The 15,698-nt window shown below is 36.5% G+C and carries 13 protein-coding genes; 2 read left to right on the top strand and 11 right to left on the bottom strand.

Going from position 1 to position 15,698, the window contains the following annotated elements:
• Nucleotides 1-43: 43 nt before the first annotated feature.
• The 9 genes from gmhA to HMPREF0873_RS00705 all read right to left on the bottom strand — a co-directional run bounded on the left by gmhA (nucleotide 44) and on the right by HMPREF0873_RS00705 (nucleotide 12,270).
• Nucleotides 44-613 (bottom strand): D-sedoheptulose 7-phosphate isomerase, encoded by a 570-nt coding sequence (gmhA, locus tag HMPREF0873_RS00745; RefSeq protein ID WP_008600733.1) that lies wholly within the window; start codon nucleotides 611-613, stop codon nucleotides 44-46.
• Nucleotides 613-1,539 carry a dipeptidase gene (locus tag HMPREF0873_RS00740; RefSeq protein WP_008713770.1) on the bottom strand — a complete coding sequence of 309 codons (927 nt, stop codon included), beginning with the start codon at nucleotides 1,537-1,539 and terminating at the stop codon, nucleotides 613-615. Before HMPREF0873_RS00740 ends, gmhA begins: the two co-directional genes overlap by 1 nt.
• A gap of 60 nt (nucleotides 1,540-1,599) precedes the next feature.
• The gene (gene nrdR, locus HMPREF0873_RS00735; RefSeq protein WP_004692976.1) at nucleotides 1,600-2,091 is read right to left on the bottom strand and encodes a transcriptional regulator NrdR; all 492 of its coding nucleotides are present in this window, start codon (nucleotides 2,089-2,091) and stop codon (nucleotides 1,600-1,602) included.
• Between the two features lie 198 nt (nucleotides 2,092-2,289).
• Nucleotides 2,290-5,736, bottom strand: coding sequence for a pyruvate carboxylase (locus HMPREF0873_RS00730; RefSeq protein ID WP_008713768.1), 3,447 nt, complete (start codon nucleotides 5,734-5,736; stop codon nucleotides 2,290-2,292).
• 281 nt (nucleotides 5,737-6,017) lie between these two features.
• Nucleotides 6,018-7,367 (bottom strand): M18 family aminopeptidase, encoded by a 1,350-nt coding sequence (locus HMPREF0873_RS00725; RefSeq protein ID WP_008713766.1) that lies wholly within the window; start codon nucleotides 7,365-7,367, stop codon nucleotides 6,018-6,020.
• 233 nt (nucleotides 7,368-7,600) lie between these two features.
• Nucleotides 7,601-9,001, bottom strand: a complete 1,401-nt coding sequence (locus HMPREF0873_RS00720) for an anion permease (RefSeq protein ID WP_008713765.1) — start codon at nucleotides 8,999-9,001, stop codon at nucleotides 7,601-7,603.
• A 233-nt stretch (nucleotides 9,002-9,234) separates the two neighbouring features.
• Nucleotides 9,235-10,068, bottom strand: coding sequence for an Mrp/NBP35 family ATP-binding protein (locus HMPREF0873_RS00715; RefSeq protein WP_004697392.1), 834 nt, complete (start codon nucleotides 10,066-10,068; stop codon nucleotides 9,235-9,237).
• A 119-nt stretch (nucleotides 10,069-10,187) separates the two neighbouring features.
• Nucleotides 10,188-11,381, bottom strand: a complete 1,194-nt coding sequence (locus HMPREF0873_RS00710) for a PLP-dependent aminotransferase family protein (protein WP_008713762.1) — start codon at nucleotides 11,379-11,381, stop codon at nucleotides 10,188-10,190.
• A gap of 151 nt (nucleotides 11,382-11,532) precedes the next feature.
• Nucleotides 11,533-12,270, bottom strand: a complete 738-nt coding sequence (locus tag HMPREF0873_RS00705; protein ID WP_004692970.1) for a TVP38/TMEM64 family protein — start codon at nucleotides 12,268-12,270, stop codon at nucleotides 11,533-11,535.
• 246 nt (nucleotides 12,271-12,516) lie between these two features.
• Between HMPREF0873_RS00705 and HMPREF0873_RS00700 the strand changes: the two genes are divergently transcribed.
• Nucleotides 12,517-12,909, top strand: coding sequence for a thioesterase family protein (locus HMPREF0873_RS00700; RefSeq protein ID WP_008713760.1), 393 nt, complete (start codon nucleotides 12,517-12,519; stop codon nucleotides 12,907-12,909).
• A gap of 144 nt (nucleotides 12,910-13,053) precedes the next feature.
• On the opposite strand, the gene HMPREF0873_RS00695 is transcribed toward HMPREF0873_RS00700, so the two are convergent.
• Nucleotides 13,054-14,076, bottom strand: coding sequence for a branched-chain amino acid aminotransferase (locus HMPREF0873_RS00695; protein WP_008713759.1), 1,023 nt, complete (start codon nucleotides 14,074-14,076; stop codon nucleotides 13,054-13,056).
• Nucleotides 14,077-14,363: 287 nt separating this feature from the next.
• On the opposite strand from HMPREF0873_RS00695, the gene HMPREF0873_RS00690 reads away from it, so the two are divergent.
• A complete protein-coding gene (locus HMPREF0873_RS00690; protein ID WP_008600718.1) occupies nucleotides 14,364-15,026 on the top strand; it encodes a fumarylacetoacetate hydrolase family protein in 663 nt (220 codons plus the stop codon).
• A 172-nt stretch (nucleotides 15,027-15,198) separates the two neighbouring features.
• Here HMPREF0873_RS00690 and HMPREF0873_RS00685 read toward each other — a convergent pair whose 3' ends face one another.
• Complete coding sequence (locus HMPREF0873_RS00685; protein WP_008713758.1) at nucleotides 15,199-15,696, bottom strand: methylated-DNA--[protein]-cysteine S-methyltransferase; 498 nt, start codon at nucleotides 15,694-15,696, stop codon at nucleotides 15,199-15,201.
• Between the last annotated feature and the right edge of the window lie 2 nt (nucleotides 15,697-15,698).

Raw genomic sequence — 15,698 nt, 5'->3', positions numbered from 1 at the left:
TTTTAATTGAAACAATGTGTATCTATGAGTAAAAACCTATCGGTTAATAATCTTCTTCAATAATTTCGCACATAATATGCCCAGCTAAGATATGCATTTCTTGAATGCGCGCTGTCACATTACTGGGAATAGCCAGCGTAATATCACATAGTTCGGCTAGTTTGCCACCGCCTTCCCCAGTGAAAGCAATGGTATGCATACCAATAGAACGGGCCATTTCTGCAGCTTTTACAACATTCTTAGAGTTACCAGATGTAGAAATACCGATGAGGACATCACCTGTACGGCCTAAACCCTCTACTTGACGTGCAAAAACAGATTCAAAATCATAGTCATTCGCAATAGCTGTTAATGCAGATGTATCAGTAGTTAATGCAATGCCTGCAAGAGAGCGCCGTTCCTTTTTAAAGCGACAAATCAATTCAGCTGCTAAATGTTGAGAGTCCGCCGCAGAGCCACCATTACCACAGAACAAAATTTTATTACCATTTTCTAAAGCCGCTTTACAGCGATATCCGATTTCTTGAATGGTATCCATATGTTCCATCGTTTTACCAAACACTTCAAGATGCTCTGTAAAACGATCAGCAATGATTGGATTTAAATCAGTCATTATAAAATCTCCTTTAATAGTCTATCTGCATTTTTCCAGAATAACTTTTCACATTGTTCCACAGATAAACCTGCCTCTTTAAAAGCATCATAAAGACGACTCATTTGAGACATATCTGCAATCTCTGTGTCGGGTGGAATCCCATCAAAATCAGTTCCTAATGCCACTACATCTTCACCGCCCTTGTCGATGAGATATAGACCATGTTTAACAATATCTTCAATGCGACTAATTGGCGATGTGCCGAGAAAATTCTGTGCAAAATTAAGTCCTATAATACCTCCCTTATTAGCAATAAGTCTAATAAGATTATCTGGTAAATTTCGCGTATGAGCCCGAACTTCCCGTGCATTTGAATGAGATGCTATAAAAGGAACATCTAGAATATCTCCTAGTTGCTCTGTACCAGCATCATTAAGATGAGAGCAATCAACAATTATCCCTAACTCTTGCATAGCTTCTACAAATTCAACACCTTTAGATGTTAATTTTTTATGTTGCTCACCACAATGTGGCTCGCCAAGTCCATTTGGATAGTTCCATGTTAGCGTTATAAGTCTGACTCCATCTTGGTAAGCTTGTTTAAGTTTATTTAAATCGCCACCTAGTACGCCACCTTCCTCAATAGACATAAGTGCCCCAATCTTACCAGTCTTGTATACAGACTCTACATCTTGATAAGAGAGCACATGTTGTATGTGCTCTCCATAGTGATGAATTTGTGATACACACAAATTACGCATCTCTTCATAGCGACCATAAGGGTCATTCGTCTCACCCATATTAATAAAGAGTGCAAAGTCTTGTATCTTGCTATGAGCCTTTTGTAATTTTTCTATATCTATTTTCCAAGTATTACGATATAAATCACCACTATCAGGATGATCTAGCAATTGCATCATCGTATCACAATGTAAATCTATCATAAAGCCTCACACATCGCTAATTTCAAAACTATGTATAACCAATCAGTAATACAGAATCAATTATTCTTCTACAACAGGTTTGCGTTTTGGCTTTTTAGCATCTAACTTCTTCAGAGCTTTTAACTCTTCCATAAAGCTATCAATATTATCAAACTTACGATATACACTGGCAAAACGAACATATGCAACTTGATCTATGTCTTTCAGTTGTTGTAACACAAGCTCACCAATGCGATCAGTTGTAACCTCTTGGTTAATTTCATTCCGAATGTCACGCTCCACATCATTAACTACTTGCTCCATCACAGACATAGGAACTGTACGCTTATCACAAGAGCGCAATAACCCATTCAGTAGCTTACCGCGGTCAAATAATTCACGTCGTCCATTTTTCTTCAATACCATTAGTGGTACTTCTTCTATAATTTCATAGGTAGTAAAGCGACGGCCACAATTGATACATTCACGGCGACGGCGAATACTATTACCTTCATCAGTCGTTCTAGAGTCTGTTACCTTCGTGTCTGTGTGTTGGCAATAAGGACATCTCATCTGTTACTACTCCTTTTCTACTAATCATTCTAAAATAACGCATAATACGCCCATTTTCTCTATATTATATAGTACCATGAAACCCTTGAAAATACAAAGAATCCCTAGGATTTCCTAGGGATTCTTCCATTATTCTTCAATTTTTCATTTTATGAAATATTTGAGAAATAATATTTTTAATTTTAAATGATTGTTAGCTTATCGTTTTAAAGCATCTTCAATACGAAGCAAGCAGTCACCAGATTCGATACGACTACCTTCACGTACAAGGATTTCTTCTACGATACCATCAATAGGAGCTGTAATTGTTGTTTCCATTTTCATCGCTTCTGTAACGATCAATGGTTCACCTTTAGTTACAGATTGACCATTCTTAATAAGGATCTTAACAACGGAACCAGACAATGTAGCACCAATTTCACCAGGGTTAGATTCATCCGCTTTGCGACGAACAACACCAGTTGTCTTAGCATGTTTATCATGAACCTTAATGCTACGAGGTTGACCATTAAACTCGAACAATACGATGCGGTTACCATCTTCATCAGGTTCAGAGAAACCATTCATCTTGATAATCAGTGTCTTACCTTTTTCAATGGTTACTTGAATTTCTTCGCCCCGTTTCATACCAAAGAAGAATGTTGGAGTATCTAATACAGATACATCGCCAAAGTCTTTTACAAATTTATTGTAATCTTGGTAAACCTTAGGATACAAGCAATATGCACTAATATCTTCATCAGTTGTTTGGGCTCCCATTTCACTTAATTCATGACGAATATGTTCAAAATCTGTTGGAGGTAATACAGCACCAGGGCGAACTGTGATTGGGCGAGCACCTTTCAAGATGATTTTTTGTAATTTTTCAGGGAAGCCTTGATATGGAGTACCAAGACGGCCTTCAAAGAATTCAACTACGGATTGAGGGAAATCCAATACATCGCCTTTTTCGTAGATATCTTTTTCAGTTAAGTTGTTTTGTACCATGTACAATGTCATATCCCCTACCACTTTAGAGGATGGTGTAACTTTAATGATATCACCAAACATCATGTTTACTTGGTGGTACATTTTCTTAATATCTGTCCAACGATCACCAAGCCCTACCATTTTAGCTTGTTGTTGCAAGTTAGAGTATTGTCCGCCTGGCATTTCATGTTGATATACTTCAGTATTAGGATATGCTTCTGCTTTATCTACACCTTTGTAATATGGTCTGATACTACCAAAATAATGAGACATTTCTTCCATATAGTCGATGTTCATTTCTGGTTGACGTTCATGACCAGACAACGCATAGTACATGGAATTCATACTAGGTTGAGAAGTACCATTAGCAAAAGCAGAGTACGCTAAGTCGATTACATCAACACCAGCATCTACAGCGCGGCCATATGTATAGATAGAGTTGCCAGAGCCTTCATGAGTATGCAAGTGAATTGGAACAGAGACAGCATCTTTCAAGGCAGATACCAAGTTATAAGAAGCTTGTGGTTTTAAAAGGCCGGCCATATCTTTAATGGCAATAATATTAGCACCAGCTTTTTCAAGCTCTTTTGCCATATTTACATAATAGTCCAAATTGTATTTTGTACGAGCACCATCAAGGATATCGCCAGTGTAGCACAATGCAACTTCAGCTATTTTATTTTGTGCACGCACTTCGTCGATAGCAACATGCATATTATCGAGGCTGTTCAAGCTATCAAATACGCGGAATACATCAATACCATTAGCAGCAGCCCGTTGAATGAATTGACGAACTACGTTGTCTGGATACGATGTGTAACCTACAGCATTAGCACCTCGAAGAAGCATTTGAAGCAATGTATTTGGCACTTCACGACGGAACATGCGCAAACGCTCCCACGGATCTTCATGTAAGAATCGGTATGATACGTCGAAAGTAGCACCACCCCAACATTCTAAAGAGAATAAGTTAGGTACACCTTTTGCAGCATGACCAGCTACGCGAGCCATATCGATTGTACGAAGGCGTGTAGCGAACAAAGATTGGTGAGCATCACGCCATGTGGTATCAGTGAAAAATACTTGTTTTTGTTCCGATAACCATTTACTAAATTTATCTGGTCCAAGTTCATCAAATTTTTGTTTTGTACCAGATGCTGGACTTACATCCAAAGCAGATGGCATTTGAATCGGTTCAAAGTCAGGAACCTCTTGAGCTCCTGCACCAGAATAGCCATTAATTGTAACATCAGCAATGTAACGTAATAATTTAGTACCACGGTCACGATCTGGTTTTAATTCAAATAATTCAGGATGCTCTTCAATGAAGTTTACATTGTAAGAACCACTTTGGAATTCAGGATGTTCCAATACATTAATCAAGAAGTGAATATTTGTTTTTACACCGCGAATACGGAATTCTTTCAAGCAACGAAGCATTTTACGAATAGTTTCTTCGTTGTTAGGACCAAATGCTGTCGCTTTCACAAGCAAGGAGTCATAGTAAGGTGTTACAACGGCACCTGTAAAAGCATTACCAGAATCAAGACGGATACCAAAACCACCAGAGCTACGGTACGCTAAGATTTTACCGGTATCAGGCATAAAGTTGTTTTTAGGATCTTCTGTGGTAATACGACATTGGATAGCAGTGCCTTTACAAGGAATTTTATCCTGCTCAGGAATACCTACTTCAGGGCTATGTAAACTAAAGCCTTCAGCGATTCTAATTTGAGCATGAACAATGTCAATATCTGTAATCATTTCTGTTACAGTATGCTCTACTTGAATACGTGGATTAACTTCGATAAAGTAGAAGCTACCATCAGCAGTTACCAAAAATTCTACAGTACCTGCATTCACGTAGCCAACATTTTTCATGATTTTAACGGCAGCATCACATACAGCTTTACGAGTTTCTAATGATAACGCAAAGGCTGGCGCCATTTCAACTACTTTTTGGTGACGACGTTGAACAGAGCAATCACGTTCATGCAAATGAACTACATTGCCATGTTCATCACCTAAGATTTGAACTTCAATATGTTTAGGCTCTACGATAAGTTTTTCTACATATACATCATCATCGCCAAACGCAGCTTTCGCTTCAGATTTAGCACGATCATATGCATCTCGAAGATCTTCTTTATGATGAACTTCACGCATACCACGACCGCCGCCGCCATTAACGGCTTTAATCATCAATGGAAAACCATGTGTATCAGCAAATTCTTCTAGTTGAGCATAATCTTTTAAAGCCCCATCAGAACCTGGGATCATCGGAATTTTTGCTAATTTAGCTTGCTCACGAGCATTTACTTTATCACCAAACATATTCAAATGCTTGATTTTAGGCCCGATAAAGATAATACCTTCTTCTTCACAACGACGAGCAAAGCCTTCATTTTCAGATAAGAAACCATAACCTGGATGGATAGCATCGATGTCATGTTCTTTTGCAATACGGATGATATCTTCTATATCGAGATATGCATCAACTGGTTTTTTACCTTCGCCTACGAGATAGGCTTCATCGGCTTGGTTACGATGCAAGGATAATGTATCCTCTTTAGAATAAATGGCTACAGTTTTAATACCCATTTCATTACATGCACGGAACACGCGGATCGCAATTTCTCCACGGTTGGCAACCAATACGGATTTAATTTTTCTCATGTATTGCCTCCTACTAGCTTCCACAAATATGAACTATCAGCTTTCATTTTTATTAATATATGAATATTTCCTATACTTACAGATAAATCAATATTACGGAAGACCTCATCAAAATTTATGATGAGTTTTTATATTCATAATAATATATACTTATTATACAATATTTTCATTATATTTAAAGGATTATACCAATTATGAAAGTATAAAATATATTTTTTACTGTTCATTACAAAAAATCATATGTCTTTTAATAATGCACATCGAATTAATTCTTTTTTATATCATTTATCACCTAAAAAGTGATTCATTAATCGATTTAATTGCTCTTGATCAGCTGCCCCCATCAATTCTCTTGCAGAATGCATGGCTAAAAGTGGCAAGCCTACATCAACAGTACGCATCGGTAACATAGCTGATGAAATCGAACCTACAGTAGATCCACCTGGAGTATCTGAACGATTTACATAAATCTGATACTGTGCATCCGCTTCTTCACAAAGACCTTTAACGATAGCAATGGCCTTAGCATCTCCGGCGTAAGATTGGCTACATGCAATCTTGAGGGATAACCCTTTATTAAGTACAGGAATATTCGTAATATCATTTTTCTCTGGATAGTTTGGATGTAATCCGTGAGCCACATCGGAGGAAATCATAAAACCTTTAGAAATAAAACTGTCCATCTCTTGATTAGAATATCCTAATGCGTCATAGACGCGTTTAATGAGATTTGGTAATATCATACCCGCCCCACCTTGTTTTGTACGACTGCCCACCTCTTCATTATCAAAGAAAATAGCACAGCGAACACCATTGGCATTCATTTTACGTGCCTGAATAATACCAGATAGTACACCAAAGCAAGATGTTAAATTATCTAAACGAGGTGAGCTAATAAAATCACTTTCCGTACCGAGCACACAACCTAGTTCCGTAGGATATAAAGTCATTTCGTAAGATAATATTTCAGAAGGATCACAATCTACTTCATCAGCTAAAAACTTCGTCCACTCATCGTATTGAGTGTCTGATTCTGGAAATAAACTAGGATTATTTCTATTATTTAAAGGCTTTGTAGGATTATCTTCATTACTTCGTTCCATCATCAATATAGGAAGCATTTCTTTTTGACGATTTAGTTTAATCCCATCATTAACAGAGCGATTCATATGAATTGCTAAATTTGGAACAATAGCGATAGGCCGTTTTGTATCGACTAGAACAGAATCTACGTCAAAGGCATTTTTCCCTTTTAACACAACCGTACCTGCTGCACCTAATGGACGGTCAAGCCATGTATTTTCGATAAGACCACCATACATTTCTACATTTAACTTTGTGTATCCTTTCATAGAGGTTATAGGGTTTGGTTTAACACGAATAGCAGGAAAATCTGTATGAGCCGACGCAATACGTAATGTATGTTCTGGTTTCTTCCCTATATGAAAGGCAAATAAGGTGGTGCCGAACACGTTAACTACATAAGAACCAGAGTCTAACTGCCACTCATCTTCTAAACTGAGCTCTGTAAATCCTGAATCCAAAAGCATTTGTAAACTTGTATCTACTGTGTGATACGGAGATGTACAAGCGCCAATATACTTTAATAATTGTTCATTATCAAACTTCATAGGTCCCTCCTATGCACAAATCATATAAAATTTGTACAATTAGCTTGAATAATTTATTATGTATATTATTTTACAATATTTACATTAATTATCTATTAACTACTCATATTTTATCACAAAAAGCCGCCCCTATCGGGACGGCTTTTTATATACGATGTAAATGCATAGTACACTAAGTCTGATAGGTTTAAAGTACATGCATTACAATCCTATAAAATTGTCAGTACTAAATTTTACCACATACCAATCAACTTCATCCATACAGAGCCAAGACCCATGAAGATAATTAAGTTGATTACAGATGTGAAGAAACCAAGTTTCCACCATATATTTTGAGGAACATAACCAGTATTAAAGATTACTGGAGATGGACCTGCTGCATAGTGAGTCAAAGACATACACAAGTTAGATGTGAATGCGATCATCAACAATGTCAACATTGGTGGGGCACCTGCAGAAATAGCGATTGCAGAGAATGCTACAAACATTGCAGAAATGTGTGCTGTTAAGGATGCAAATACATAGTGAGCATATGTATTAACGAGAACTGCTACAACAAAGGCAATTACCCAAGAACCTTCTGGAATATAACCACCAACTTGAACTGTAGCCCATTTGATAAAGCCCAATTTGGAAAGGAATCCTGCAAAGCCCATCAATGTGCCCATCCAAACCAATGTATCCCAAGCACCTTTTTCACTCTTAACATCATCCCAAATTAGAACGCCTGTAGCAAGTAAAATAGAAATACCTAAGAATGCAACAGTTGTAGCATCAAGTTTTGTGAATTGAGACGTAGCCCATAAAACTAATGCTAAGATAAATACACCAAGCATTACCCATTCTTGGAAAGACATCTTACCAAGACCTTTTAACTCTTCGCGAATCATTTGTTGAGCTTCACGAGCATCTTTGATTTCCGGTGGATATACTTTATAAATAAAATACGGCATAATAATCAATGCAATAATACCAGGTACGATAGCTGCCATAGCCCAGTCGCCCCATGTAATGCCAATACCAAAGGATTGAAGCGCTAATGCTGCAACCAATGTATTACCAGCCATGGATGTTTGGAACATCGCAGATGTAATCGTATTTACTTGGTAAATAGATTGCATCAAGAAAGAACCAATTTTACGAGGTCCATCTTGTGGTTCAGAACCGAAAGCTTTTGCTAAGCTAGTTGTAATTGGCATGATTACACCGCCTACACGAGCTGTGTTAGATGGTGTTGCGGGAGCTAAAATCAAATCAGACAAAGCCAATGCATAGGCCAAACGCAAAGAACTACTACCAAAAGCAGAAATCAAATTATAAGCAATACGTTTCCCCAAACCAGTTTTAATAAAGCCACGAGAGAATAAGAAAGCACCTACAATTAGCCAGATCGCAGAGTTAGCAAAACCTGAAATACCTTCACTAATCTTTAATGTGCCTGTCAATGCAGCAACAGTAATAACAACGATAGATACGCCACCAATTGGTAACGGCTGAGTAATGAAGCCTACGATAGTAGCTACAAAGATTGCAAATAAATGCCATGACTGAGGAGTTAATCCCTCTGGAGTTGGAACAAACCACAGACCTAAACAAAAGGCTGCTGGAATGATCCAGTTCAATAGTTTTTTCATACACATACCTCCTACATAGGAAAACATTAAAATTAAAACAATATATGCCAATACATCCTATAATATCATGTTAAGAAAAATAAAAATCTATACTAACTATGTTCAGCATATCTGTAGTAAGAGAATTAAAGATATAATTCTATCTTCTTACCATAAATATAATATAATTCACCATAAAAAGATGTGATAAAAAGCTGTGCATTTATAAATGCACAGCTTTCATCATATAAATCCTATTCGGGTAGGGATACGTCTTCTAAATTTGTTTTTTCGATAGACTCAATATCACCTTTATCGCAAAGGTTTGCAATAGTTGGGTCGATTGGTAAACGGTTCAACAATAATAGACCGTATTTCTGAAGGATTTCTTCGATGTGGCTTTCACCAAAAATTTGATAATCCTTACCGTTATCTGGGCAATGGAAGTAAGAGTAGTTTTCCACCACACCAATAATAGGCACTTGCATTAAATCAGCCATTTTAACTGCTTTTTCAACAATCATGGATACCAAGTCTTGAGGAGATGTAACGATAATAATACCGTCCAATTTCAAGGATTGATATACAGTAATCGCTACGTCACCTGTTCCTGGCGGCATATCAACAAATAAATAATCGATGTCTTTCCAAATAACATCTGTATAAAATTGTTTTACTACATTGCCTAAAATAGGACCACGCCATAAAACAGGATCTGTATCGTTTTCCAAAAGAAGGTTAACAGACATAACGTCGATACCGCCTTTGGATTTTACAGGATACATACCGATTTCGTCAGCATATGCCTTTTCCTTAATGCCAAACATCTTAGGAATAGAGGGACCTGTAATATCCGCATCGAGGATACCTACTTTGTAACCTTTACGCGCCATTGTAATGGCCATCAAGCTGGTAACGGAAGATTTACCTACGCCACCTTTACCAGATACTACGCCAATTACATGTTTAACAGAACTAAGCTCGTGTAATTGAGCTGTAAGATCTTGAGGTTGTTGAGACGCGCCACCACCGCAACCAGAAGATTGAGATGGGCATCCGCCACAATCACTGCTGCTACCGCAACCCATAGTAAACACCTACTTTCTTTGAGGCTATACCTCACATCTATATTAAAACTTTTTTATGTGGTAAACACAATGTATCTACGCTTACATTGTATCACGTTATATCAAAAATTATCAATATATTACTCACCACAAAATTCTTTAGTTAACCCGCCGAGAATTTCCATCCCCTTTGTAATTTCCTCTACTGTTGGTACCGTATAGCTCAAACGAAATGCATGACCTTCTCCTGCTCCATCTGCTGCAAAGGCACCACATTTAATAATCCCTACATTGCGGTCCATACAAGTTTCAAAGAATACATCACAATCTACATCCTCAGGCATCGTCATCCATGCAAACATACCACCTGTAGGTTGTGTCAAATGAACTTTAGAACTCGCATACTTTTCAAAAGCGTTAAGTAAAGCTTCACATTTCATTTTATATACTTTTCGTACATTATCTAAATGAGCATCGTAATCAATGGTATCAAGAACCTTCGCTACCACCTTTTGAGTTACTAATGGCATTTGACCGGCCGTATTATTTTTTAATGCTTGGATAGCTTCAATAACTTTAGTTGGACCAAATAAGAAGCCTACACGCAAGCCTGCAGATAATGTTTTAGAATAAGAACCTGCATACAGAACACGATCTTCTGTGTCGAAGGATTTGAACGTTGGAATATATTCTCCGGCGAAACGAATTTCACCATATGGATCATCTTCATAGATAAATAAATCATATTTAGATGCAATAGCATAAATCTCCTTACGGCGCTCTAAAGGCATAGTAATGCCTGTTGGATTCTGGAAGTTGGGAATTAGATAAATATATTTACCTTTACCAGATTGAGCCGCTTTTTCTAACTCACCCGGAATCATACCGTACTCGTCAGTTTTAATACCTATTGCTTTACCGCCCATGTTTCGCACAGAGTTAATAGCACTGGTGAAAGTAAATTCATCCATGTACACTTCATCGCCTGGTTCTAAAACTGTGATTGGTACAAGACCTAATAATTGACCTGCACCATTGGAAATAATGAGACCTTGTCCTTCCGGATTCATCTTATGAGTTTGTACTAAACGTTCTAATGTAAGTTCTGCTAAATGTGCATCACCTTGCATTGGACCATATTGTAAAAGGCTCATAGGATTAGAATGCACAACTTCATCAAAAGCCTTTTCGATGATCTCGACAGGAATTGCTTCTGGCGCAGGATTACCAATACCAAAGCTAATAAAGCCTTCCACACCTACACCACGTTCAAATACTTCACGAATAAAATTAGGACCTTTCAAGGTTACACGTTCAGGAAGAGAAAAGCTCATACTATCGCCTCTTTCATATATACTATGTAGAAAACACTTCTAAGTAGAAAATATTACTAACATCAAGAATTAAGAATATTACATTATTAAAACGTAAGCAGCCTATAGTTAATTAGTTATTTTGTAATGCCTTACCTAATTAGACTTTATATTACGCATTAGGATCATGCTCTTGTTCCGCATTTTTCTTATTAATATAGTTCTTATATACTTTCCAAAGAATGAAGTATACAACACCTGCAACAAGAACAATAATTCCTAATCGTCCCATATTTTCTTGGAAATTTACAATATCTGTACCAATAGCTACTTCTAAAGCCGTAGATGGAAATTTACCAATCAAGTTTGCCAATATATAATCTCTAGGTTTGATTTTACTAATGGCCCCTAAGGCGGTAATGACTCCAGATGGAAAATACGGTAAGGATCGTGCAAATAACATGACCACAAAACCATTTTTACCGGAAAAATCATCTACTTTCATCAATACCGTACTCTTAGCAATCAACTTGTCCGCTGTATCACGTAAGAAGTAACGCATAATATAAAAGCTAATGACTACACCAATTGTTTCAGCCAACCAAGAAATAATAATCCCAGGCCACATACCAAATACTAAACCATTAGCTGTAGATATGAAAATTGACGGTAAAAAGCCTACGGCGTTAACAAAAATATCGAGGACCATACTCACCAACATGGCCATAGGGCCAAAACTTTGAATATACTCCGCTACCTCTTCCATAGAGCCACTTGTTGCTAAGTGCCACATGGTCGGATAAAATGTAGGATCTACAATATTTATAATAATTAATAAAACAATAAAACCTATGCCTGCTATTAACTGTACCCAACCTTCACCAGAAGGTTTTAAATTTCTTTTACTCATATATACCTCGTATAAAAAAGACTAGCTTCATTATATCACGTATTCTATAGAACAGTTATAACTAGTTACATTTCTTTAATTTTAATCTGAATAGCTTTTTTAATATATTTAAAATTGATAACCGATATAGCATTAGAGGTATATACATATATCTATAAAATATGTATCATTACATTAGCATAAAAATTATCGAAAGATGTATAATACTATTATAACGAGAATTTTCTTAATGAAAGAAGGTATAATATGGTATCAGCAGGTCAAACAGCTACGGCTACTGTAACAGTTACAGAATCTAATATTGCTAAAACAATGAAATCTGGTTCTTTAGATGTCTTTGCCACACCAGCCATGTGCGCTTTAATGGAAGAAGCGGCTCAAGCAGCAGTACAACCATACTTAGAAGAAGGTGAAGGCACTGTAGGTATTGCTTTATCCATCACCCATGAAGCCCCTACTCCACTTGGTGCAACAGTAACGGCTAAAGCTACAGTTAGCGCCGTAGAAGGACGTAAAATAACCTTTGATATTGAAGCATCTGATGGTGTTGGTATCATTGGTCGAGGAACTCATGAGCGATTTGTTATTAATAACGAAAAATTTATGGCTAAAGTGCATAGTAGAGCAAACGCTAACTAAATATAGCTAGAATATTTATCAATCAAAATCATTAGTTTACTAATATCTTTAGCAGAATAAAAAACGGCATCTATCATACGATAGATGCCATTTTTATATACTTTCATGTTTGCATAATTAAATCATATTTGCATAGTTAAATAATTAGCAAATTTTAACTACCCAGCCTTCAGGAGCTTCGATTTCACCATGTTGAATGCCAAGTAATGTGTCATATAATTTTTTAGTGATAGGACCCATATCATCCATGCCAGCAGGAACATTAATAGTGCCTTCTGGAGTATCGATTTGACCTACTGGAGAAATAACAGCCGCTGTACCACAAAGACCAATTTCAGCAAAGTCTTTTAATTCATCTTTATGAACAGGACGATGTTCTACAGTCATATCAAGGTAGTGTTCTGCTACATACATCAAAGAACGACGTGTAATGGATGGCAAGATACTATCAGATTTAGGTGTAACTAATTTACCATCTTTCGTAATGAAGATGAAGTTCGCACCACCAGTTTCTTCTACATGTGTACGAGTAGCCGCATCAAGATACATATTTTCTGCATAGCCTTTGTTATGAGCATCAGTGATAGCATACAAACTCATAGCATAGTTCAAGCCAGCTTTAATATGCCCAGTACCATGAGGAGCTGCACGATCAAAATCAGTAATACGAATTTTGATTGGTTTAGCACCACCTTTAAAGTAAGGGCCTACTGGTGTTGTAAACACACGGAATTGATATTCATCAGCAGGTTTTACACCGATAACGGAGTTTGTACCCATCATGTAAGGACGAATATAAAGGCTTGCACCATGACCATATGGAGGAACAAAGTCTTTATTTGCTTTTACAACTTCTTTTACAGCTTCGAGGAAACGACCTTCAGGTAATGTAGGCATCACAAGGCGTTCACAGGATTGATTCAAACGTTCTGCATTCAAATCTGGACGGAAGCATACGATGTGACCATCTTTTGTATAGTATGCTTTCAAACCTTCAAAAACAGTTTGAGCGTATTGGAATACACCAGCACATTCATTAAGGACAACGTTAGCATCAGTAATTAGACCACCTTCGTCCCATTTACCATCTTTATATGTAGTCAAATAACGGTAGTCGGTTTCTACATAACCAAAACCGAGATTATCCCAATCGATATTCTTGCTCATAACAATAACCTCCATTTATATTGATATACACTTAATCTTATCACTATCATCTTGTATTTTCAATAGATTCTATAGAGATGATAAATTATATATACAGATATAGTATCTATTAAGATATATCATCTATACATAGGTAACATATTAATAGATATGTATATTATCAAATAGACGACCAGCTATACTATCGTTAAATATATAAATTATTTCTTTACAGTATAGCTACCGCCTTTTTTATATTATAATAATTGCAGATATACATTATCCTAATTTACTAGGAGGGCCCTATTATGAACGAAAATAAACATTTTTTAATTCCTAATCCTAAAAGTATCATTTGTATTGGCCTTAACTACGCTGATCATATTGCTGAAACTAGTCTACCTACACATAATTTTCCAGAAATCTTTATGAAAACATCAAATGCTCTTGCAGGTAATCATGATACAATTACCATTGAAGACGAAACTTTCCATTACGATTATGAAGGAGAATTAGTTATCATCATTGGTAAATCTGGCAAAAATATATTTCCAGAACATGCGAAAGACCATATCTTAGGTTATACAATTGGCAATGATGTTTCCGCCCGTAGCTTACAGTTTAGAGGCTCCCAATGGATTCTTGGCAAATCACTTGATCACTTTGCTCCTATTGGTCCTACTATTGTATCTCCTGATGATTTTGACTTTGAAAGTGCTACTATTACGACAACAGTAAATGGTGAACAACGTCAACACGCCAAGCTAGAACAAATGATTTTTAAGCCTTATGACATTATTGCCTTTTTATCAACATATATGACGCTCCAAAAAGGTGACATTATCTTTACAGGTACGCCTAGTGGTGTAGTATTAGGTAAAAATGAAAGTAAATATTCTTGGCTAAAACCAGGAGATACTGTTACAGTTTCCATAAGTGGTATTGGCACCTTAGAAAATAAATTTATTTAAAATAAGTAAATTATTAAAGTATTGTATTTGCTCGTATTCTAATTATTACGATATCTATTTACATTACAACTAACTATATCTAAACACAAAAAGAGATTACTGTTATGTATATCTACGGATAAATAGAAGTAATCTCTTTTATTATTATCTAAGTTTTATATTTACTATTACTTTATTTATGCTCTGACTCTAGGTCTAGCATATATTTCTTACGTTCAATGCCCCCTGCATATCCTGTTAACTGGCCATTACTACCAATAACACGGTGACAAGGAACGATGATAGAAATTGGATTATGCCCTACAGCCCCCCCTACGGCTTGAGCAGAGAATTTCTCTTTACCTTGTTGCTGTGCAATCTGTTTACCAATATCTCCATATGTTGTAGTTTCACCATAAGGAATTGTCTGTAATATAGACCATACGGATTTACGGAACTCAGTACCTTCTAACTGGATGGGAGGGGTAATAAAAGGCTTTTTACCATTAAAGTATTGATTTAGCCACATAATTGTTACTTCAAATGGACCTGTTAGTTGCTCTATATACTCAGCATCATCATAACTAGGTGCATGAGCTTCATCAATAAAAAATAAATCTGTTAAGTATGATAATGTACCAAGCATAACCATAGTTCCTAATGGGCTTTCATAGGTGTATTTATAATTCATAG

It is taken from the genome of Veillonella sp. 3_1_44, assembly GCF_000163715.1.
GTDB lineage: Bacteria > Bacillota > Negativicutes > Veillonellales > Veillonellaceae > Veillonella > Veillonella parvula_A.
Note: the sequence above shows the minus strand (reverse complement) of the source record. Positions and strands in the feature narration are given on the sequence as shown.

Bases quoted from the DNA above. Each gene is read 5' to 3' on its own strand.
- nrdR (WP_004692976.1), bottom strand. From the start codon at position 2,091: ATGAGATGTCCTTATTGCCAACACACAGACACGAAGGTAACAGACTCT.
- HMPREF0873_RS00730 (WP_008713768.1), bottom strand. From the start codon at position 5,736: ATGAGAAAAATTAAATCCGTATTGGTTGCCAACCGTGGAGAAATTGCG.
- HMPREF0873_RS00705 (WP_004692970.1), bottom strand. From the start codon at position 12,270: ATGAGTAAAAGAAATTTAAAACCTTCTGGTGAAGGTTGGGTACAGTTA.
- HMPREF0873_RS00740 (WP_008713770.1), bottom strand. From the start codon at position 1,539: ATGATAGATTTACATTGTGATACGATGATGCAATTGCTAGATCATCCT.
- HMPREF0873_RS00700 (WP_008713760.1), top strand. From the start codon at position 12,517: ATGGTATCAGCAGGTCAAACAGCTACGGCTACTGTAACAGTTACAGAA.
- HMPREF0873_RS00710 (WP_008713762.1), bottom strand. From the start codon at position 11,381: ATGAGCTTTTCTCTTCCTGAACGTGTAACCTTGAAAGGTCCTAATTTT.
- HMPREF0873_RS00685 (WP_008713758.1), bottom strand. From the start codon at position 15,696: ATGAATTATAAATACACCTATGAAAGCCCATTAGGAACTATGGTTATG.
- HMPREF0873_RS00720 (WP_008713765.1), bottom strand. From the start codon at position 9,001: ATGAAAAAACTATTGAACTGGATCATTCCAGCAGCCTTTTGTTTAGGT.
- gmhA (WP_008600733.1), bottom strand. From the start codon at position 613: ATGACTGATTTAAATCCAATCATTGCTGATCGTTTTACAGAGCATCTT.
- HMPREF0873_RS00725 (WP_008713766.1), bottom strand. From the start codon at position 7,367: ATGAAGTTTGATAATGAACAATTATTAAAGTATATTGGCGCTTGTACA.
- HMPREF0873_RS00715 (WP_004697392.1), bottom strand. From the start codon at position 10,068: ATGGGTTGCGGTAGCAGCAGTGATTGTGGCGGATGCCCATCTCAATCT.
- HMPREF0873_RS00690 (WP_008600718.1), top strand. From the start codon at position 14,364: ATGAACGAAAATAAACATTTTTTAATTCCTAATCCTAAAAGTATCATT.
- HMPREF0873_RS00695 (WP_008713759.1), bottom strand. From the start codon at position 14,076: ATGAGCAAGAATATCGATTGGGATAATCTCGGTTTTGGTTATGTAGAA.